At 70.4% G+C, this 20,579-nt stretch carries 18 protein-coding genes; 13 read left to right on the top strand and 5 right to left on the bottom strand.

Going from position 1 to position 20,579, the window contains the following annotated elements; translation table 11 throughout:
- Positions 1-58: 58 nt before the first annotated feature.
- Positions 59-1,726, top strand: coding sequence for a GAF domain-containing protein (locus ACFHWS_RS20310; protein WP_416568811.1), 1,668 nt, complete (start codon positions 59-61; stop codon positions 1,724-1,726).
- A gap of 44 nt (positions 1,727-1,770) precedes the next feature.
- On the opposite strand, the gene ACFHWS_RS20305 is transcribed toward ACFHWS_RS20310, so the two are convergent.
- On the bottom strand, positions 1,771-2,409 hold the full coding sequence (locus ACFHWS_RS20305) for a response regulator (RefSeq protein ID WP_123600861.1): 639 nt from the start codon (positions 2,407-2,409) through the stop codon (positions 1,771-1,773).
- A 196-nt stretch (positions 2,410-2,605) separates the two neighbouring features.
- Here ACFHWS_RS20305 and ACFHWS_RS20300 point away from each other — a divergent pair, with 196 nt between their 5' ends.
- Positions 2,606-3,583, top strand: coding sequence for an Acg family FMN-binding oxidoreductase (locus ACFHWS_RS20300; RefSeq protein WP_416557295.1), 978 nt, complete (start codon positions 2,606-2,608; stop codon positions 3,581-3,583).
- Positions 3,580-4,455, top strand: a complete 876-nt coding sequence (locus ACFHWS_RS20295) for a universal stress protein (RefSeq protein ID WP_416557294.1) — start codon at positions 3,580-3,582, stop codon at positions 4,453-4,455. The genes ACFHWS_RS20300 and ACFHWS_RS20295 overlap by 4 nt, the downstream gene beginning before the upstream one ends.
- A gap of 38 nt (positions 4,456-4,493) precedes the next feature.
- Here ACFHWS_RS20295 and ACFHWS_RS20290 read toward each other — a convergent pair whose 3' ends face one another.
- The 3 genes from ACFHWS_RS20290 to ACFHWS_RS20280 form a co-directional block, all read right to left on the bottom strand.
- Positions 4,494-5,597 (bottom strand): Vms1/Ankzf1 family peptidyl-tRNA hydrolase, encoded by a 1,104-nt coding sequence (locus ACFHWS_RS20290; protein WP_416568782.1) that lies wholly within the window; start codon positions 5,595-5,597, stop codon positions 4,494-4,496.
- A 144-nt stretch (positions 5,598-5,741) separates the two neighbouring features.
- The gene (locus ACFHWS_RS20285; protein WP_416568810.1) at positions 5,742-7,739 is read right to left on the bottom strand and encodes a glycogen debranching N-terminal domain-containing protein; all 1,998 of its coding nucleotides are present in this window, start codon (positions 7,737-7,739) and stop codon (positions 5,742-5,744) included.
- Between the two features lie 32 nt (positions 7,740-7,771).
- A complete protein-coding gene (locus ACFHWS_RS20280) occupies positions 7,772-8,146 on the bottom strand; it encodes a hypothetical protein (protein ID WP_416557292.1) in 375 nt (124 codons plus the stop codon).
- Positions 8,147-8,651: 505 nt separating this feature from the next.
- On the opposite strand from ACFHWS_RS20280, the gene ACFHWS_RS20275 reads away from it, so the two are divergent.
- The 8 genes from ACFHWS_RS20275 to ACFHWS_RS20240 all read left to right on the top strand — a co-directional run bounded on the left by ACFHWS_RS20275 (position 8,652) and on the right by ACFHWS_RS20240 (position 16,956).
- Positions 8,652-9,725 carry a lytic polysaccharide monooxygenase auxiliary activity family 9 protein gene (locus ACFHWS_RS20275; protein ID WP_416557392.1) on the top strand — a complete coding sequence of 358 codons (1,074 nt, stop codon included), beginning with the start codon at positions 8,652-8,654 and terminating at the stop codon, positions 9,723-9,725.
- Between the two features lie 288 nt (positions 9,726-10,013).
- Positions 10,014-10,856 carry a nitrilase-related carbon-nitrogen hydrolase gene (locus ACFHWS_RS20270; RefSeq protein WP_416568781.1) on the top strand — a complete coding sequence of 281 codons (843 nt, stop codon included), beginning with the start codon at positions 10,014-10,016 and terminating at the stop codon, positions 10,854-10,856.
- A gap of 16 nt (positions 10,857-10,872) precedes the next feature.
- Positions 10,873-12,279 carry a dihydropyrimidinase gene (gene hydA / locus ACFHWS_RS20265; protein ID WP_416568780.1) on the top strand — a complete coding sequence of 469 codons (1,407 nt, stop codon included), beginning with the start codon at positions 10,873-10,875 and terminating at the stop codon, positions 12,277-12,279.
- A gap of 11 nt (positions 12,280-12,290) precedes the next feature.
- Positions 12,291-13,304 (top strand): TIGR03842 family LLM class F420-dependent oxidoreductase, encoded by a 1,014-nt coding sequence (locus ACFHWS_RS20260; protein WP_416557395.1) that lies wholly within the window; start codon positions 12,291-12,293, stop codon positions 13,302-13,304.
- Entirely contained in the window at positions 13,301-14,182 is an 882-nt protein-coding gene (locus tag ACFHWS_RS20255) for an ABC transporter permease (RefSeq protein WP_416557396.1), read from the top strand. Before ACFHWS_RS20260 ends, ACFHWS_RS20255 begins: the two co-directional genes overlap by 4 nt.
- A complete protein-coding gene (locus ACFHWS_RS20250) occupies positions 14,179-14,979 on the top strand; it encodes an ABC transporter ATP-binding protein (protein ID WP_416557397.1) in 801 nt (266 codons plus the stop codon). The genes ACFHWS_RS20255 and ACFHWS_RS20250 overlap by 4 nt, the downstream gene beginning before the upstream one ends.
- Positions 14,976-15,740, top strand: coding sequence for an ABC transporter permease (locus tag ACFHWS_RS20245; protein WP_416557398.1), 765 nt, complete (start codon positions 14,976-14,978; stop codon positions 15,738-15,740). The genes ACFHWS_RS20250 and ACFHWS_RS20245 overlap by 4 nt, the downstream gene beginning before the upstream one ends.
- Positions 15,741-15,816: 76 nt before the next feature.
- On the top strand, positions 15,817-16,956 hold the full coding sequence (locus tag ACFHWS_RS20240; protein WP_416557399.1) for an ABC transporter substrate-binding protein: 1,140 nt from the start codon (positions 15,817-15,819) through the stop codon (positions 16,954-16,956).
- A 128-nt stretch (positions 16,957-17,084) separates the two neighbouring features.
- Here ACFHWS_RS20240 and ACFHWS_RS20235 read toward each other — a convergent pair whose 3' ends face one another.
- The gene (locus ACFHWS_RS20235; protein WP_416557400.1) at positions 17,085-18,740 is read right to left on the bottom strand and encodes a tetratricopeptide repeat protein; all 1,656 of its coding nucleotides are present in this window, start codon (positions 18,738-18,740) and stop codon (positions 17,085-17,087) included.
- A 201-nt stretch (positions 18,741-18,941) separates the two neighbouring features.
- Here ACFHWS_RS20235 and ACFHWS_RS20230 point away from each other — a divergent pair, with 201 nt between their 5' ends.
- Together ACFHWS_RS20230 and ACFHWS_RS20225 are read left to right on the top strand one after the other, a co-directional pair.
- Positions 18,942-19,700, top strand: a complete 759-nt coding sequence (locus tag ACFHWS_RS20230; RefSeq protein ID WP_416557401.1) for a GntR family transcriptional regulator — start codon at positions 18,942-18,944, stop codon at positions 19,698-19,700.
- Positions 19,697-20,224 (top strand): hypothetical protein, encoded by a 528-nt coding sequence (locus tag ACFHWS_RS20225; protein ID WP_416557402.1) that lies wholly within the window; start codon positions 19,697-19,699, stop codon positions 20,222-20,224. Before ACFHWS_RS20230 ends, ACFHWS_RS20225 begins: the two co-directional genes overlap by 4 nt.
- Positions 20,225-20,579: the final 355 nt, after the last annotated feature.

Genomic DNA, 20,579 nt, shown 5'->3' with positions numbered 1-20,579 from the left:
CGCTGTGAGCGCCGCGAACCCCCCGCCGGACGAGCACCGCGACGCGCCGTCGCTCGGGCTGACCCCACTGTCCCGGGTCCGACTGGACCAGCTGCTACACGAGATGCTCGACCGGGTCGGCGAGGTCGTCACCAGTCGGGAGCGGCTCCGTGCGTTGCTCGACGCGGTGGTCGGCATCGGCACCGACCTGGAGCTGCACAGCACCTTGCGGCGCATCGTCGAGGCGGCGTGCGGGTTGGCCGGGGCCCGGTACGGCGCCCTCGGGGTGATCGGCCCGGACCGCCAGCTGGTCGATTTCGTCACCCACGGCATCGATCCGCAAACGCACGCGGCGATCGGTGACCTGCCGCACGGTCGAGGCGTTCTCGGCCTGCTCATCGACGATCCGGCGCCGGTGCGGATGCCGGACATCACCAGGCACCCCCGGTCGTACGGGTTTCCGCCGCACCATCCGCCGATGCACAGTTTCCTGGGAGTGCCGCTGCGCATCCGCAACCAGGTCTTCGGCAACCTGTACCTGGCCGAGAAGCAGGGTGCGGCCGAGTTCACCGAGGACGACGAGGAGATCGTGACGGCGCTGGCCGCCGCCGCCGGCGTGGCGATCGAAAACGCCCGGCTGTACGAGTTGGCCAACCGACGCGAACGTTGGCTGGCCGCCACCGCGGAGATCACCGGCGTACTGCTCGGCACCGTGCGCCGCACCGACGCGCTGACCCTGGTCGCCCGGCGGGCACGTGAGGTGGCCGAGGCAGACATGGTCCTGGTCCTGGTCAACGACGACGAGGCGGCCCAGTTCACGGTCGAGGTGGTGGACGGGTCGACCTTCGGGCTGGTCGGCGCGGTGCTGCCGGCTGGTGAGACCAGCTTCGCCGGCGCGATCACCAGCGGTGAGCCGATCATGGTGGAGAGCCTGGCGAAGGCGGCACCGTGGCCGGTGCCGGTCACCGCCGGACCAGCGGTGATCTCTCCACTGACGGTCGCGGAGACGCTGCACGGCGTGCTGGTGGTGGCGCACCACGCGGACGCTGCCGGGCCGACCGACGGGGACGCGCCGCTGCTGGCCAGCTTCGCCGGTCAGGCGGCGCTGGCCATCGAGCGGGCCCGAGCGCAGGAGGAACGCGAGCTGCTCGTGGTGCTGGAGGACCGGGAACGGATCGCCCGCGACCTGCACGACGTGGTGATCCAGCGGCTGTTCGCCACCGGGCTGCAGTTGCAGAGCGCCATGCCGCTGTGCAGTGGTCGACCGGAGATCGGAAAACGGATCAACACCGCCGTCGACGATCTGGACTCCACCATCCGGGACATCCGCCGGGCGATCTTCGAGCTGCGTACCCCGATGAGCGCGGCCCTGCGTACCGAGTTGCGCGAGGCGGTCGACCTGGCCGCCGACGGGTTGGGCTTCCGGCCCGCCCTGCAGCTGGACGGGCCGGTGGACAGCGCCGTGCCGGACCAGCTCCGTCCGGACCTGCTGGCGGTGCTGCGAGAGGCGCTGTCCAATGTAGTACGGCATGCCCGGGCGAATCAGGTGACGGTACGGGTGTCGGCACTCGAAGGTGAACTCGCACTCACGGTGACCGATGACGGGATCGGGGTGGACCCGGCCGCCGCCCGGGGTGGGCTGGTCAACATGCGAGAACGTGCCGAGCAGCGCGGCGGAGCCTTCTCGGTGGCCGCCGGGGATCCCCGCGGCACCATCCTTACCTGGAAGGTCCCGTTACGGGACTGATCTGACCCGGCAAGGTCCCGTTACGGGACTGATCTGACCGAGGGTCAGTGACGCGGGCCGAGCAGCCGGGTGGCGAGCACCGCCGCCTGGGTCCGCCGTTCCAAGCCGAGCTTGGCGAGCAGACTGGAGACGTAGTTCTTCACGGTCTTCTCGGCAAGGAACATCTTGCCGGCGATCTCCCGGTTGGTCAGCCCTTCGGCGACGTACTCCAGGATCCGGCGTTCCTGCTCGGTGAGCGACTTCAGCTCGTGCGGCTCCTCGACGCCGCTGCGAATTCGCTCCAGCACCCGGCGGGTCACCGCCGGGTCGAGCAACGACTGACCGGCCGCCACCCGGCGTACCGCGTCCACCAGGTCGGTGCCCCGGATCTGCTTGAGCACGTAGCCGGCGGCACCGGCCATGATCGCGGCGAAGAGCGCTTCGTCGTCCTCGTACGAGGTGAGAATGAGCCCGTTGATGGACGAGTCGACGGCCCGCACGTCGCGACAGACGTCGATGCCGTTGCCGTCCGGCAGTCGAGCGTCGAGAATCGCCACGTCCGGGCGCAGCGCCGGGATGCGCCGGGCCGCCTCCTGCGCGGACCCGGACTCGCCGATCACCTCGATGTCGCCGCTGCTCTGCAGCAGGTCGGCAAGGCCACGGCGGACGACCTCATGGTCGTCGAGCAGGAAGACGCGGATCATCCCCTGTTTCTACCCTGTCGCGGGGCGCGGCGGCCAGGGACCAAAGTCCCGGGCGCCGGGACCGGCCGGGCCGGCCGGGGACCGGGTGCCGGTGACGGTGGGGCGCGGCAGGCAAGACGGACGGGCCCGGTGGCCCGGGAGGATCCGGGACGTACGACCCTGCCGGTGCCGGCCCGGGACCGGGCACCGTGTAGTCATGCTGACCACCACGTTCACCATGGCCCAGCTGCGTACCGCGGTGACCGCGGCGGTCCGCGCCCCGTCGCTGCACAACAGCCAGCCGTGGCGGTTCCGGCTGGTCGAGGGCGCGATCGAGCTCCGGCTCGACCCGGACCGGCTGCTCACCGCCTGCGATCCGACCGGCTGGGCCGCCCGGATCGGCTGCGGGGCCGCCCTGTTCAACCTACGGCTCGCCCTGGTCGCCGCCGGCACACCGGCCGAGGTCCGGCTCCGCCCCGAGCCGGCCGACCCGTGGCTGCTGGCCCGGCTGGTGCCCGGACCGCCGCGGCCGGCCACGCCGGCCGAGTCCCGGCTGTACGCCGCGGTGCCACGCCGGCACAGCAACCGGCTGCCGTTGCGGCCGGACCCGGTGCCGCCGCCGGAGCGGCGGCGGCTGATCGAGGCGGCCCGGGCCGAGGGCGGCTGGCTGGAGCTGGTGGTCGGCTCAACCGCCGTCACCGCCGTAGCGGAGATCGCCACCAGCGCCAACCGGGTGCTCGACCGGGATCCCGGGTACCGGGCGGAAGTGGCCCGGTGGACCCGGCACTTCCCGGCACCGGACGGGGTGCCGGCGGCCGCCGGCGGACCGGTCGCGGAGCCGCACGATCTACTTCCCCGACGACCGTTTGGCAGTACCCGCCGCGCTGCGGGACGCGATTTCGAGTCCGAACCGCTGGTGGCGGTGCTCGGCGCGACCGGCAACACGCCAAGCGACCAGCTGACCGCCGGGCAGGCGCTGCAGCGGGTGCTGTTGACGGCCACCGACGCTGGCCTGGCGACGTCGATGCTGTCCCAGCCGATCGAGGTCGCTCAGGCCCGCGAGCAGCTCCGGCTGGCGCTCGGCCGGTTCGGAACACCACAAATGGTCATCAGGATCGGATACGGTCAGCCCGGCCGACCGACGCCACGTCGGGATCCGGCCAACGTGATCGACACGGTCCGGGAGGAACGATGAGTGACCCGATCGTCTCAGGGGTGGACGGATCACCGGCCAGCCTGTGCGCCGCCCGACACGCCGCCGAGGCCGCGGTCCGGCACGGCGCGCCGTTGGTGCTGGTCCACGGCTATCTGCACGCCTTCGGGTACGGGATCCCGATCAATCCGTACGACGGCGAACTACCCGGGCCGAACGAGGAAGGTGAGCGGATGCTCGCCGAGACCGCCGCGCAGCTGCGCGCCGAGCGGCCCGGCATCACGGTGCAGACCCGGCAGGTGGCGGCCGGCGGGGCACCGACCTTGATCGAGGAGTCCCGGCACGCGGAGCTCGTGGTGGTCGGCAGTCGGGGCCTCGGCGGTTTCACCGGACTGCTGCTCGGCTCGGTCAGTTCACAGGTGGCCGGGCACGCGCACTCCCCGGTGCTGGTGGTCCGACCACCGGACGCGCCGGTCGAGGCGGACGGCCCGGTGCTGGTCGGCGTCGACGGGTCGGCGCACGCGGAGCAGGCCCTGCACGCCGCGGCCGACGAAGCCGCCGCGCGCCGGGTCGGGCTGGCCGTACTCCACGTGTGGTGGCCGAGTCCGATGCGGGACAGCACCGAAGTCGCGGCGCCGGCCGACAGCGCCCGCCGGGAGGCCGACGAACTGCTCGACGCCGCGGTCGCCGCCGTTCGGCGACACCATCCGGACCTGCCCATCGAGCGGCGGCCGTTGGAAGGGGTCGAGGCCGACGCGGTGATGGTCGAGGCGAGCCGCAAGGCAGGTCTGGTGGTGGTTGGTTCCCGCGGTCGGGGTGGCTTCACCGGGCTGCTGCTCGGCTCGGTCAGCCAGACGCTGGTGCACCACGCGCACTGCCCGGTGCTGGTGGCCCGCCCGCATCCGCACCGCTGACCGGCCCGCCAGCCGGGTCGGACGTCCCGGCCGCCCGGTCAGACGGTGTAACGCAGGATCGCACCGATGCCGTCGGGCACCTGGTCGGCGAGCTTGCCCGGCACCACCACCAGCCGGGCGCCGCCGGCGAGGGCGGCCCGCACGGCGGCGTCACCCAGCGGCACCTCGACGGGGTCTGTCACTCCGAAGACGGCCACCGCGCCGGCCGTGGCACCCACCTGGTCGGGCTGCGGACCGGTGTACGCCGAACGGGTCGTCAGCTGCGGACCGTCGACCAGCAGCAGAGTGTCGACCTGACGGCGGGCCAGCGTCGCGAGGGTGTCCGACGCTCCACCGGCGGCCCGGTCGGCCTGGCCGATCTCCCGCCGGTACGCCGCCACGGCGGCGGCCACGTCGGCGTCGGCAATGTCTTCCACCACGTCGACGGCCTGTTCGACCGCCGCGTCGGTGGTGTCGTAGGCGCCCTGCACCTCGTGCAGCAGTGCGGAGACCCGGGTCGGTGACTTGTCCCGCAGGAACTGCACCGCCCGGACGTCCCCGGTGACCACGACCGCTCGGGGGCGGACCTCGTCGACCAGTTCGGTGAGCCGCTCGGCCACCAGCGTCGCGTTGGCCTCCCACCGGTCCTCGGCCCGCTGCTGGTACCGCCGCTGGGACCAGCCACCCGGATGCGACCGGGTGATGTGCAACGTCTCCCCGGCGACCGTCTCGGTCACCTCCACACCGTCCGGCTGCAGGGCGACGATCTCGGCGCCGACCCGGTCGGTCGCCACCACCAGCACGGGCAGCTGCCGCTGCTCCCAGCGCAGTAGCGGCAGCAGGTGCGCGACCGGACAATAGCTGGCGGTCTCCCGATCCGGTGGTTCCGGCAGCTGGCGTACCAGCCGCACCCGGTCGGCGTCGGCGACCACCACCAGGGTGTCGCCGTCGAGATTGGCCCGCCCGGTCAACCCACCGATCACGTCGAGCAGGTGGTCGGGCGCGCCCGCCTCGGCCAACTGCCGACGCGCCGCCCGCCAGCGCAGCTGGACCTGCTCGGCGGTGTCCGGGGCCCGGCCGCTGGTGTCCAGGTAGAGCGACACGAACGGTCCGGGTGCGGTGGCCAGGTCGACGAGGGTGGTTCGGGGCGTGGTCGAAGTCACCGTTGGTCCTTCCCATGGTCGTACGGGGTCGGGCAGGTCGTCGCTACGGGGTACCCGGTCGGCGGTCCGGCTACTCCCCCGGCGCGTCGCCGTCGGATGCCGGCGGACGAGCCGGGTGACCGACAGGGTCGGTGCCAGCGCGGGTCAGTGCCCGCGACCGAACGCGTCGACCACGCCCCAGCGACCGGGAATGTCCAGCAGCTCGATCCGACCGATGTCGCGCGGTAGGTGCGGGCGGACGATCAGGTGTTCACCCTTGGGGTCCAGGCCGAGCATGGAGCGCAGGAACATCAGTACCGCCCCGGCCGACCAGGCGTGCGGGCTGCAGGCAGCTGGAAACTGCACCGGATACTTGGTCAACGCTCGGTCGTAGCCGGTGAACGCGCCGGGCAGCCGCCCATCGAAGAACTGCGCGGCCCCGATCATCGCTCCGGCGACAACGGCCGCCTCCTCGTCGAAGCCGTAACGGCGCATTCCGCAGGCGATCAGCGCGTTGTCGAACGGCCAAATCGTGCCGTTGTGGTAGCCAACCGGGCTGTACCGCCCGGCACCTTCGGCGAGGGTACGAATCCCCCAGCCGGAGAACAGCCGCCGGCTCATCAGGTGACCGACGACGTGCCGGGCCTTGTCCGGGTCGGCGATACCGCTCCACAGCAGATGCCCCATGTTCGAGGCGCAGGCGTCGATCAGGTTGCCGTCGGCGTCCATGCCGAGCGCGTAGTACCTGCCGTTGGAAATCCAGAACTCCTCGTTGAACCGACGCTTGAGCTCGGCCGCCTCGCGTTCCAGCTGGTCGGCGTAGGCCGCGTCGGACCAGATGTCGCGGGCCAGCCGGGCACCGCGCCGTTTCGCGTCGTACGCGTAGCCCTGCAGTTCGCAGGTTGCGCGGGGGCCGACCGGCAGCCGACCGTCGCGGTAGGAGATGGCGTCGGCGGAGTCCTTCCACCCCTGGTTCTGCACTCCGAGGCGTTCATTGCGGCACGCGTACCAGACGTATCCGTCGCCCATGATGTCGCCGTACGAGTCGATCCAGTCCAGGGCGAGCCGGGCGTGGAACTCGAGTTCCCGGACCAGATCCGCGTCGCCGGTCCACCGTTCGTACTCGTCGAGCAGCACGACGAACAGCGGCGTGGTGTCGGCACCGCCGTAGTAGGGGCAGGCGCTGATCTCCTCGTAGCCGGCGCGTTCGCCGTACCGGAACTCCTGCAGGATCTTGCCCGGCTCCTCCTCGGCGAAGTCGTCAAGCCGGCTGCCCTGCGCATCGGCGAGGGTGTGCAGCACAGCGGGGGTGAGCTGCGGGGCGAACGGCAGTGCCTGCAGGCTAGTGATGATCGCGTCCCGGCCGAAGAAGCCCATCAGCCAGGGCAGCCCGGCGGCGAAGACCATCTCGCCGCGGGTGTTGCCCTGGAACCGCAGCGCGGCCAGGTCTACGAGGCTGCGGCGGTATGCCTGGTCGAGGCTCGCCGAGTCGCAGGTGAGGGTGGGCGCGGCGGCCAGCCATTCGTCGAGCGCCTCGCCCGTCTCCACCTTTGCGGGGGTATCGTAGGCCGGCACCGCCTCCCGGATGTCCCGCCCTTCGGTTCCGCGGCTCCAGAGCACCACCTGGAAGGTGGTATCCCAGGCGCCCTGCGGCCCGACCTGGATCTCGAAGGTCATGCCGTGGTCGTCAACGGCGGCGTCCGCGCTGCTGGATACCACGACCTCGCGTCGCTGGTTCTCCCGGTGGTAGAGCAGGCGCAGCGTGCCGTCCTCGACCGCGACGGAGATCTTGCCCTTCTTCTGCACGTCGGCGACTTCGGTGATGTCCGCGAAGTCGGTGCTGATGTCGAGGCGGATCCGCAGGTCCACCGGCACGTCCTGATGGTTCAGGACGGTGAGCCGCTCCAGGAACAGCCCGCCACCGACCGACCGCTGCCGGATCACCGAGAGGTTGGCGTCCACGTAGTGGGTCGGTTCGCCGGGCACCAGGAAGTACCGCGACTCGAAGTACCGCAGGTCGTCGACCGACAGGGCGGTGAGCCCTTCGCCGTTGACGGTGAGATCCCAGGTGGAGAGCACCCGCATGTCGAACGAGAAGAGTCCGGTGGGCAGTTCAGCCGACGGAAGGATGTCTCCCCGACCGTCGCTGATCATGAACATCATGCCGTCGAGGATGCTGGTGTAGCTCAGGTTCCTCACCGTGCTCTCCCCCAGCCCTGGGCCAACTGCCGGGGGTGACGGGCACCGACGGTGTCGGGTAGCAGCCGCTCGAACGCCGGCACCATGAAGATGTTGCCCTCGACAATGAACGCGAACCGAACGAAGGTCGCCCACAGCCGGTCCTCGCCGCGCAGTAGCCGCTCGAACAGTGGGCCGTCGATGACGGCGACGCAGTCCGCGTCGGCACCGGACTGTTCGGCCTGTACACCGCCGGCTGCGAAGTGCAGCAGCCACTGCTCGATGTGGTCGCGGTACCGCACGTCGAATCGCAGCGTGCCGTCGATCGTCGGGGGTAGCCGGGGGGCACGTTCGTCGAGACCGGCGAAGAAGGCCTCCGTGGTCGCTGACAATCCGCCACCTCCGTCGTCCGCTACTCAGCGAGCTTCCCGGTTGGGTCGGCGGGGTGCGGGCGGTTGCGCCGGAAATCACCCGGCAGGGTGTCCGACGACGGCATTCGCTGCGGCCCGTGGGATACCGAGTTCCGGCCGGCGAGCGTGTTGACTTCGTAGTTGCATGTCAACCGCTCTGAGGAAAGCGCTTTCTCCTGCCACGGCAGGGACGGTGGGTCCGCACCACCGACCGTCCCTGCCGCCGACGGCAGCCGCCCGACACTCGCCATAACCCAGCGATACCAAGAGCGATCTTCGATACCACGACCAACCAGCACCATTGACAAATATCGATCATGATGCCAACCTCAGGGTACCGCGTAGGAGCCTGACATCCGCGTGGGGAGCAGGGCAACTCTCCACTGACTCGGCACGCGTCGACGACCACGCGCATCTTCCGGGCAGAACGCACACGTAACCAGGTCGCGCCGTCCACCGGCGCGTACCCACCACAGTTGGAGTCGTCATGTCCCTTCCCACCACCACCGACCGCCGACCGCTGGGGCTGTACGCCCTGGTTGTCGCGGTCACCGCCGGGTTGCTGCTGACCACGGCGCTGGCCAACGTCGCCTCGGCGCACGGTTCGGTGATCAGCCCGGCCTCACGCAACTACGGCTGCCTCGAGCGTTGGGGCGACAACCACATGGCGCCGGAGATGGCCACCGAGGACCCCATGTGTTACCAGGCGTGGCAGGCCAACGCCGCCGCGATGTGGAACTGGAACGGCCTCTACCGGGAGGGCGTCGGTGGCAACCACCAGGGCGCCATCCCGGACGGCCAGCTCTGCAGCGGTGGACGCACCGAAGGCGGTCGCTACAACGCGATGGACGCGATCGGCGACTGGCGCGCCACGTCGATCAACAACTCCTTCAACGTCCGGCTGTTCGACGGGGCCAGCCACGGCGCCGACTACATCCGGGTCTACGTGACCCGGCAGGGCTTCAACCCGATCACCCAGGCGCTGGGCTGGGGCAATCTGGAGCTCGTAGCCCAGATCGGCAACACACCGGCGTCGCAGTGGCAGAGCGTGCCCAGCGGGGTGCAGATCGACATCCCGGCGACCGCTCCGGGGCGCACCGGCCGGCACATGGTCTACACCATCTGGCAGGCCAGCCACATGGACCAGTCCTACTACTTCTGCAGCGACGTGAACTTCGGCGGTAGCAACCCGCCGCCGACCACCGCGCCACCGACCACGCCGCCGCCGACCACCGCGCCACCGACCACCGCGCCGCCGCCCGGCTCGGCCGGCTGCACCGCGTCCTACACGGTCGCCTCGAGCTGGTCCGGCGGCTTCCAGGGTGACGTACGGGTGACCGCGGGCGCGTCGGCGATCAGCGGCTGGACGGTGACCCTGAGCTACCCCAGTGGACAGACCGTGCAGCAGGCGTGGAACGCCACCGTCTCGGCCAGCGGCTCGACGGTGACCGCCCGCAACGTCAGCTACAACGGCAGCCTCGCCGCCGGAGCCAGTACCAACTTCGGCTTCATTGGCTCGAACTCCGGCGGCACACCGTCGGTGACCTGCCGCGCCACCTGAGGCGTACCGGGTCAGCACGCCTTCCGGGGCGGTGTCGCGGTTCGCGGCACCGCCCCGGTTGTCATGCCGGGCCGAAATCAGATCGATGGCCATCGTAGGTAATTGACCGTCTTACACATCCGAAACAGGCGGTAACACGGATATTATTGTCAGCCATTGCCCACGTGGTTACAGTCGTACCTTCTCGGGGCCAGGAAGCGCAGGTCACGGCCGGTCAACCGGATCAGCCATGCTGTCCGAAGTGGATCAATGGTGCCGGGAAACCGGTACCGCAGAGAGGATCCGCCCATGTCAGGAGTCGTCCGCGCCGCCATCGTCCAGACCGCCTGGACCGGCGACAAGGAATCCATGATCAAAGCGCACGAGGAGTACGTCCGGCAGGCCGCCGCCCAGGGCGCCAAGGTGATCTGCTTTCAGGAGCTGTTCTACGGGCCGTACTTCTGCCAGGTGCAGGAGAGCGAGTACTACGCGTACGCCGAATCGATCCCCGGGCCGATCACCGAACGGTTCGCCGCCCTCGCGGCCGAGCACGGCATGGTGATGGTGCTGCCGATGTACGAGCGCGAGCAGGCCGGCCTGCTCTACAACACCGCCGCCGTGATCGACGCCGACGGCAGTTACCTGGGCAAGTTCCGCAAGACCCACATCCCCAACGTCAAGGGCTTCTGGGAGAAGTTCTACTTCCGCCCCGGCAACCTCGGCTACCCGGTCTTCGACACCGCCGTCGGTCGGATCGGCGTCTACATCTGCTACGACCGGCACTTCCCGGAAGGCTGGCGGGCGCTGGGCCTGTCCGGCGCGCAGATCGTGTTCAACCCGTCGGCGACCAGCCGCAGCCTCTCGTCGTACCTGTGGAAGCTGGAGCAGCCGGCGGCAGCGGTGGCCAACGAGTACTTCATCGCCGCGATCAACCGGGTCGGCGTCGAGGCCGATTACGGCGACAACGACTTCTACGGCACCTCCTACTTCGTCGACCCGGAAGGCAAGTTCGTCGGCGACACCGGGGACCCGTACCAGTCGGAGTTAATCGTCCGGGACCTCGACCTCGGCCTAATCGAGACGGTCCGCAACCGCTGGGCCTTCTACCGCGACCGCCGCCCGGACGCCTACGGCGACCTGGTCCAACCCTGAGCCGGCGGAGGAAGCCATGAGTCTGCTGATCACCGGCGGCACCGTGATCGGACCCACCGGACCGTACGCCGCCGACGTGCTCGTCGACGGCGAGACGATCACCGCGCTGCACTCCCCCGGCACCGGGCCGGCCACTGGCGTCGACGTCCTCGACGCCAGTGGCAAGTACGTCATCCCCGGCGGCGTCGACGTCCACACCCACATGGAGCTCCCGTTCGGTGGCACCAACGCGAGTGACACCTTCGACACCGGCACCCGGGCCGCCGCACACGGCGGCACCACCACGATCATCGATTTCGCGGTGCAGCGTGCCGGTGAGGTGGTCGGCGACGGGCTGGCCGCCTGGCACGCGAAGGCCGAGGGCAACTGCCACGTCGACTACGGCTTCCACATGATCATCGGCGGGGTGGACGACGAATCGCTCAAGGCGATGGACTCGCTGGTCGCCACCGAGGGGATCACCAGCTTCAAGCTGTTCATGGCGTACCCGGGGGTGTTCTACAGCGACGACGGCCAGATCCTGCGGGCCATGCAGAAGGCCCGCGACAACGGCGCCACCATCATGATGCACGCCGAGAACGGCATCGCCATCGACGTGCTCATCGGCCAGGCCCTCGCCCGGGGCGAGACCGACCCGATCCACCACGGACTGACCCGCCCGGCCGCGTTGGAGGCCGAAGCGACCAGCCGGGCCATCGCGCTGGCCGGGGTCGCCGCCGACTGCCCGCTCTACATCGTGCACCTGTCCGCCAGCGAAGCCCTCGCCGCCGTCGCCGCCGCCCGCGACACCGGCCGCAACGTCTTCGCCGAAACCTGCCCGCAGTACCTCTACCTCGCCCTGGAGGACCAGCTCGGCGCGCCCGGCTTCGAGGGCGCGAAATGGGTCTGCTCCACTCCGCTGCGCAGCAGGCACGAACCCCACCGCGCCGACCTGTGGCGGGGGCTGCGCACCAACGACCTGGCGGTAGTCTCCACCGACCACTGCCCGTTCTGCTTCAAGGACCAGAAGGAACTCGGCCTCGGCGACTTCTCCAAGATCCCCAATGGGATCGGCGGCGTCGAACACCGGGTCGACCTGGTCTACCAGGGCGTCGTCGACGGCAAACTGTCCCTGGCCCGCTGGGTGGAGACGATCGCCACCACGCCGGCCCGGATGTTCGGCCTCTACCCGCGCAAGGGCGTCATCGCCCCCGGCTCCGACGCCGACATCGTCGTCTACGACCCGGCCGGCCGGACCACCATCTCGGCGGCCACCCACCACATGAACATGGACCACTCGGCGTACGAAGGGTTCGAGATCACCGGCAAGGTCGACACCGTGCTCTCCCGCGGCACCGTCCTGGTCAGCGGCGATGGGGCCTACCACGGCCGCGCCGGCCACGGCCGCTACCTGCGCCGCGGCCTGTCGGACTACCTGCTGTGAAGGAGGCGAGCATGGACTTCGGCGTCGTGTTCCAGTGTGACCCGCCCGGCCGGGAGCTGGTGTCGCTGGCCCAACGGGCCGAGCAGGCCGGCTTCAGCCACGTGTGGACGTTCGACTCGCACGTGCTGTGGCAGGAGCCGTTCGTCATCTACAGCCAGATCCTCGCCGCCACCTCGTCAGTGACGGTGGGGCCGATGGTGACCAACCCGAGCACCCGGGACTGGACCGTCACCGCGTCGACGTTCGCCACCCTCAACGAGATGTACGGCAACCGTACGGTCTGCGGCATCGGCCGGGGCGACTCAGCGGTACGGGTCCTCGGTGCCCGCCCCACCACCCTCGCCGAGCTGCGCGAATGCGTCACCGTCATCCGCGACCTGGCCGCCGGGCGGACCGTGCGCTACCGCGACCGCGACATCACCCTGCCGTGGGTCAGTGACGGGGCGCTGGAGGTCTGGGTCGCCGCGTACGGGCCGAAGGCACTCGCCCTGGCCGGCGAGGTCGGCGACGGCTACATCCTGCAACTCGCCGACCCGGACATCGCCGCCTGGATGATCGGTGCGGTCCGGGCGGCGGCCGAACGTGCCGGCCGCGACCCGGACGCGGTCACCTTCTGCGTCGCCGCCCCCGCCTACGTCGGCGACGACCTGGCCCACCAGCGGGAGCAGACCCGCTGGTTCGGCGGCATGGTCGGCAACCACATCGCCGACATCGTGGCCCGCTACGGCGGTGGCGGCAGCGCGGTGCCGAAGGTGCTCACCGACTACATCGCCGGCCGGCAGGGCTACGACTACGCCGAACACGGCCGGGCCGGCAACACCCACACCGACTTCGTGCCCGACGAGATCATCGACCGGTTCTGCCTGCTCGGCCCGGCCGAGGAGCACCTGCGGCGGCTCGCCGAGCTGCGTGATCTCGGCGTCGACCAGTTCGCCGTCTACCTGCAACACGACGCCAAGCAGGAGACCCTGGCCGCGTACGGCGAGCAGATCATCCCCGCGTACCGCCGGGTGGTCGCGTCTTGACCAGCGGCTGGACGCGCCGGGCCAGCGTCGCCGGGGTCGCGCTGGCCGCGCTCGCCCTCGCCGCCACCGGTTGGGAAGGCTACAAACTGGTCGGCGACCCGGACGGCACCGACGTGTACGGCGTACCGCTGCTGCCGCGCGCCGACGACGCCGCCATGCCACACCTGGCCGACGTGGTCGCCGGCCTAGGTGCTGTCGACGTCGCCGCCGGCCAGCCGGTGTGGCGGGTCGTCGTGGACGCCTGCCTGTTCACCCTCGGGGTGACCGGCGTCGGGTTCGCCGCCGGCACGCTGGTCGGGCTGGTCCTGGCGGTGGCGATGCAGCGGTGGCGGATCGTCGAACGTGGACTGCTGCCGTACGTGGTGCTGTCGCAGACCGTGCCGCTGGTCGCCCTGGCCCCGGTGATCGCCGGCTGGGGCGGGCGGCTGTCCATCGGCACCTACCCGTGGCAGCCGTGGATGTCGGTCGCGGTGATCGCCGCGTACCTGGCGTTCTTCCCGGTCGCCGTCGGCATGCTGCGCGGCCTGCAGTCGCCGCCGGCCGCCGGGGTCGAGCTGATGCGCAGCTACGCCGCCGGCTGGTGGCGCACCCTGTGGAAACTGCGGGCACCGGCCGCGCTGCCGTACCTGTTCCCGGCGCTGCGGCTGGCCGGGGCGGCGGCCGTGGTCGGCGCGGTCGTCGGGGAGATCTCCACCGGCACCCGGGGCGGCATCGGCCGACTGATCCTGGAATATTCGCGGCAGGCGACCAGCGCCCCGGCGAAGGTGTACGCGGCGATCCTCGGTGCCGCCGTCCTCGGCCTGGTCGTCGCCGCCACGGTGACCCTGCTGGAGGTCGGACTGACCCGGCACCAGCGGCGGGTGGCGGTGACCGGATGAGCAGCGAGTTCGCTGTCGGTCTCACCGGGGTCGACAAGGTCTTCCACGCCGGCCGGGCCGACGCGGTCACCGCGCTGACCGGGGTGGAGCTGGCCATCGGCCGGGGCGAGTTCGTGTCGCTGATCGGGCCGTCCGGCTGCGGCAAGAGCACCCTGCTGCGGCTGATCGCCGACCTGATCACCCCGACCGCCGGCACGGTCACCGTCAACGGCAAACCCGCCCGGCAGGCCAGACTGGACCAGGAGTACGGAATCGCCTTCCAGCAGGCCGGCCTCTTCGACTGGCGGACGGTGCGGCGCAACGTGGAACTGCCGTTGGAGCTGCGCGGGGTGCGGCGGGCGCAGCGGCGGGCCCGGGTCGACGAGATGCTGGCCCTGGTCGGGTTGGCCGACTTCGCCGGGCACTACCCGGCTCAGCTGTCCGGTGGCATGCAGCAGCGGGTGGCGATCGCGCGGGCGCTCGCCGTACACCCGCCGTTGCTGTTGATGGACGAACCGTTCGGGGCCCTCGACGAGATGACCCGCGAACGCCTGCAGGACGAACTGCTCGGCATCTGCGCGCGCACCGCGACCAGCACCGTCTTCGTCACCCATTCGATCTCCGAGGCGGTGTACCTGTCCGACCGGGTGGTGGTGATGTCGGCCCGGCCGGGTCGGATCACCGCCGTCGTCGACGTCGACCTCGGCGAGCGTACGGAGCAGACCCGGCAGTCGGCGGAGTTCTTCGCCGCCGTCACCGAGGTCCGCCGGGCGCTGCGCGGCACCGGCGCGCCGGCTGCGGATGCGGCGGTGGCGTGAAAGCGCTGCGGGCGGCCGGGCCGCCGGTCGCCGTCGGGCTCGCCGGGCTGGCGCTGTGGGAAGCGACGGTACGGCTGGGCCGGGTCGCCTCCTATGTGCTGCCGGCCCCGTCAGCGATCGCCGAACAGTTCTGGGCCAGCCGTACCGTGGTGCTGACCGCCGGGCTGGCCAGCGGCACCAACGCGCTGATCGGGCTGCTGGCCGGGGCAGCGCTCGGGGTGCTGGTGGCGTTGGCGGTCAGCCGGCTGCGGCTGCTCAGCGAGGTGTCGGTGCCACTGGCCGCGCTGGTCAACGCGCTGCCGATCATCGCGCTCGCCCCGGTGCTGAACAACATGTTCGACGCGGCCAGCAGCGTGCCCCGGCGGATCGTCGTCGGCCTGGTCGCGTTCTTCCCGGTCTTCGTCAACACGCTGCGTGGGCTGCGCCAGGTGCAGCCGATCCACCGCGAACTGATGGACAGCTACGCCGCCAGCGGCGCGACGTTCGCCCGGCTGGTCCGGCTGCCCGGCGCGCTGCCGTTCGTCTTCACCGGGCTACGGCAGGCGTCGTCGCTGGCGGTGATCGCGGCCGTGGTCGCCGAGTACTTCGGTGGGCTGCAGGACGGGCTGGGGGCGCGGATCACCTCGGCGGCGGCGCTCACCGCGTACCCCCGGGCCTGGGCTTTCGTCGTCGGCGCCTGCCTGCTCGGCCTGGTCTTCTACCTGGCGACCCTGCTGCTGGAACGCCTCGCGATGCCGTGGCGCACCGGCCAGGCCCCGTGACCCCCACCTCCCCTGGCGCACCCGTCCCGCGCCGTAGTCCCCCGCTCCATCATCGCGACCAGGAGGAACGACGAAGATGAGAAGACGGTTGGCCGCCGCGGCGGCGCTGACGGGTGCCGCGCTGCTGATCAGCGCCTGCGGTACGGCGGACGCCGAGCCGGACGGTTCTGGCGGTGCCATCGACGGCACCACCACGGTAAAGGTGCAGTTGCAGTGGTTCTTCCAGGCCCAGTTCGCCGGCTACATCGCGGCCGTCGAAAAGGGCTTCTATGCGGAGGAAGGGCTCGACGTCGAGCTGCTCGAAGGCGGGGTGGACATCGTCCCGCAGACGGTGCTCGCTCAGGGGCAGGCCGACTACGCGATCGCCTGGGTGCCGAAGGCGCTCGCCTCGCGCGAACAGGGTGCTGAGATCACCGACGTGGGGCAAATCTTCGCCCGCTCCGGCACCTACCAGGTGGCGTTCGCCGACCCCGGCATCAGTGGGCCGGCGGATCTGCGCGGCAAGAAGGTCGGCAACTGGGGTTTCGGCAACGAGTTCGAGCTGTTCGCCGCGATGACCCAGGCCGGGCTGGACCCGGGGTCCGATGTGACCCTGGTGCAGCAGCAGTTCGACATGCAGGCGCTGCTGCGCGGCGACATCGACGCCGCCCAGGCGATGAGCTACAACGAGTACGCGCAGCTGCTGGAGGCGGAGAACCCGGACACCGGTGAGCTGTACACGCCGGAGGACTTCACGGTGCTCGACTGGAACGAGGTCGGGACGGCGATGCTGCAGGACGCCATCTGGGCCGACACCACCAAGCTCGACGACCCGGCGTACCAGGAGCAGACCGTCAAGTTCCTCACCGGCACCATCAAGGGCTGGGCGTACTGCCGGGACAACCCGGAGGAGTGCCGGGACCTGTCCGTCGCGGCCGGGTCGACGTTGGGCGCCAGCCATCAGCTGTGGCAGGTCAACGAGGTCAACAAGCTGATCTGGCCGTCGACCGGCGGGATCGGGCTGATCGACGAGGCGGACTGGGCGCGCACGGTCGAGTTGTCGCTGGCCACGAAGAACCAGGACGGCCAGACGGTGCTGACCGCCGAGCCGGAGGGGTTGGCCTACACCAACGACTACATCACCGAGGCGCTCGAAGCTGCGGAGGCGGACGGTGTCGACGTCACCGGCTCCGGTTTCACCCCGCTGACCGTCACCCTCAACCCCGGCGGCGCCTGAGCCAGGGTCGGTCGGCAACCGCGCTGTTCTCCATGATCAGATGACAAAAAACCGGAACGGCACCGGCGTGTCGCCCGGTTTTTCGTCATCTGATCTTCATGTCGCACGTGGACGGGACCGCGTGGTGGTCAGAATCGGCCGGTGATCTTGGCTTTGGCGATGTCGGAGCCGGCCTTGGCGGCTTTGACGTACCAGAGCCGGGCCAGTTGCTCGTCGCCTCGGCGTCCGTACATCGCGCCGAGGTTGTGCATCGCGTCGGCGTCGCCGGTCCTGGCCGCGCGCAGGAACCAATGCTCGGCCTGACCGTGATCGGCCCGCAGTTCCAGCAAGCGTCCAAGGTTGGACATGGCGCGGGGATGGTCGTGGTCGGCGGCCTGTCGGTACCAGTGTTCGGCCTCGGTCAGCTCGTCACGTTGCTCGAGCAGCGAGGCCAGGTTCGTCATACCCAGGACGTGCCCGGCGCGTGCGGCACGTGCGTAGAGCTCTTCGGCTTCGGCATAGCGTTGCTGGCGTTCGCGGAAGACGCCGAATTCGCAGCAGGCGTTGACGCTGCCCGCGTCGACCGCCTTGCCCAGCCACGCCTCCGCCTCGGTGCCGCCACCGGGTCGCTGGCTGAGCATGAAGCCCAGGCTGTCCATGCCGTCGGGATCGCCGGCGGCAGCCGCGCGCCGCAGCCAGGGTTCCGCCTCCGCCGTCATCGCCGAGCGCGCCAGCCAGGTACCCGCGAGTGCCATCTGGTGCGTGTCACCGGCGACCGCACCGGAGAGCAGGTCCAGGCCCTCACCCGTGAGCATCTGCCGCAGTGCCGGCCAGGCGACGTCGTTCTCCGCGCCCACCGCCCGGATCAGCCAGAACGCCGCGCTTTGTTGATCTCCGCGACGCAGGTGAACGGCCGCGAGGTTGCTCATGGCCTCGGCGAACCCGTCGTCGGCGGCCAGCCGGAACCAGCGTTCGGCCGCGCCGGTCTCGGCCCGATCCAGCAGGATGGCGGCTAGATTGTTCATCGCGCGGTGGCTGCCCTGCTCGGCGGCGGCGCGGTAGCACTCCTCGGCCTCCGCGACCTGTCCGCGCCGCTCCAACCACTCGCCGAGGACACCCCGGCCGTACGCTCCGACCGATGTGGCCGCGTCGCGAAGCCGCCGTTCGGCCTCGTCATCGGGGAGCAGCTCAGCTAGGCGCGCGGCTGCGGTCGACCGCTCGATCGGGTCACCGTCGGCGCTGACCGCCCGGTCGTACCACGGCTCGGCGTCGTCCACGTTGTGCATTCGGCAGAAGTCGCCGATGGCGCGCAACACGGCTGGATCGCGGCACTCGGCAGCGGCCTCCCGCCACCGGAGGCTGTCGTCGGGACGGTTGCGTCGCGCGCAGACAACCGACCAGAGGAACATTCCCAGCGGGTCCCCCGCCTCGGCCGCCCGTCGCCACCAGTGCCTGGTTTTCCGGTCGTGCACCGGTCCGCTGCGCGGCAACAGGTGGGTGCGCAGGTTGCCGTGACGGCCTGCGGCGATGTCGACCCGCACCATCCCCAGACTCACCATCGCGGTGGCCTGCCCGGCTTCGGCGGCCCGCTCGAGCCAACTCTTCGCGCCATGCAGATCGCCCTCCTGGGCGAGCCGCGCGCCCAGGTGAGTCATCCCGACGAGGTCGCCAGCGGCGGCGGCGTTGCGCAGCCACTGCTGGGCTTCGGACCGCCGACCCCGTACCAACAGCCACTGCGCCAGCTCCACCATCGCGGCGGAATCGTCCAGCGCCGCCCGCTCCCGGAGGCTGGCCTCCAGGTTCATCGTCGGCCTCCTCGGGTCGCTGTCGCGCGGGCACCAACGCCGACAGGTAGGGACGTGCGCTTGGACATAGCAGCCTCCGCTGGATGCGACACACGATGAAGGTAGCGGATTGTTCAACAATCCTGCAATACTAGATCGATGGTTGCTCGTGTCCTGCGTGACCGGATCGTTGAACGATCCGACTGTTTGTATCCTCCAGTCGTGGCAGCTGCGATGCGTGAAGACTGGGTCGCCCGACTGACCGACGACCGCACCCGCCTCGACCTCGGCGGCTACGGCGAACGGGTTGCGGACGTCCTTCGTGAACGGATCACCGAGGGCGTCTTCCCGCCCGGTGTCCGGCTGAGCGAGAACGCCCTGTGCGAGGCACTAGGGGTGTCCCGCAACACCCTGCGGGAAGCGTTCCGGCTGCTGTCGCACGAGGGCCTGCTCACGCACGAGTTCAACCGCGGCGTCTTCATCCGGGAACTGACCGCCGCCGACGTCCGGGATCTCTACGCGTTCCGCCGGATCATCGAGGGTGCCGCGGTCCTCGCCGCCGCCGACGCGCCACCCGGCGCGCTGGACCGCGTCGGCGAGGCGGTCGAGGCGGCCGAGGTCGCCGCCGCCGCCGGTGACTGGGCGAAGGTGGGTACGGCGAACATGCGGTTCCACCAGGCCATCGCCGACCTGGCCGGCAACAGCCGCCTCAGTCAGACCGCGCGTCGCCTGCTGGCCGAGCTACGCCTGGTGTTTCTGGTGGTCCCCGCCGTACAGGCGTTCCACCAGCCCTACATCCGAGACAACCGGCAGATCCACCAGCTACTCGTCACTGGCGAGTTCGTCGAGGCCCATCGGGTCCTGACCGCCTACCTCGACGCCGCCGAACGCCAACTCCTGGACGCCTTCCCGCCACAGCGGACCGGCGGCGCTCCCTCGGCCGGCACCGGCCGCGCGGCCCCTACCAACGCGCCGCGATGAACGTCGTCCTGTGGGTGCTGCAGTGGACACTCGGTGCGGTGATGCTGTCGTCCTTCCTGAGCATGCCCTATCTGCTGCGCCAGGGTCACGCCCGCCAGCCGATCGGTGCGGCCGCGATGGCGACGCTCGGGTTGTGCTGCGGCATCGGAGTCGTGCTGCCCTGGCTGACCAGCCAGGCGCGGATCGTAACCACGGTCGCCGCCACGGCGATCGGCGTGGTCACCGTGTTCGACAGCCTCACCAACCGGCTGGACGCGGCAGACGCCACCTTCAACACAGTGGTCCTGGTGATGGCGGTGACCGTCGCGGCTGGCCGGTTGCACGACCTGAGCCCCGACACCGGCCCGATGCCCCTCGGATGGGGCTTCCTCCTCGGTGGGACCGCCCTTGTAGTGTTCGCCATCTGGGGCGCCCGGTACGCCATCTCCCCGACGACGCGCTGGACGCAGGCCTTCACCGGACTCGCCGGCGTACTGGCCGGCCTCATTGCGTTCGCCGGCCTCAGCACCTTCTCCGGCCCCTGATCGGGACGACCGATCGTCGATCCTGCACGCCTACCCCCATGATCATCTGACGAAAAACCGGGATGGCGCCGGCGTGTCGCCCGGTTTTTCGTCAGATGATCTTCTAAACGATCTTGGGCTGGCCTGATTGCTGAGGCGGCGCCAGCAGGTCCTCCCAGCCGATCCCGGTGTGCAGCACGTACAGAATACCTTGCTGGCGGGGTCGGTCGGGCCGGTCGTGGTCCTGGTGATCGATGTGGCCGGCGCGGCAATAGCGGCTCGATCAACTCCCACTTGGCCCGACCAAGGACTGAACCAATGCTGCGTAGCTTAAGTTGATCTTGGGGTGTGGCCTGCGGTTGTGTGGCTGCTGTCG

This window comes from Micromonospora sp. LOL_013 (genome assembly GCF_048060315.1).
Taxonomy (GTDB): Bacteria; Actinomycetota; Actinomycetes; order Mycobacteriales; family Micromonosporaceae; genus Micromonospora_E.
Note: the sequence above shows the minus strand (reverse complement) of the source record. Positions and strands in the feature narration are given on the sequence as shown.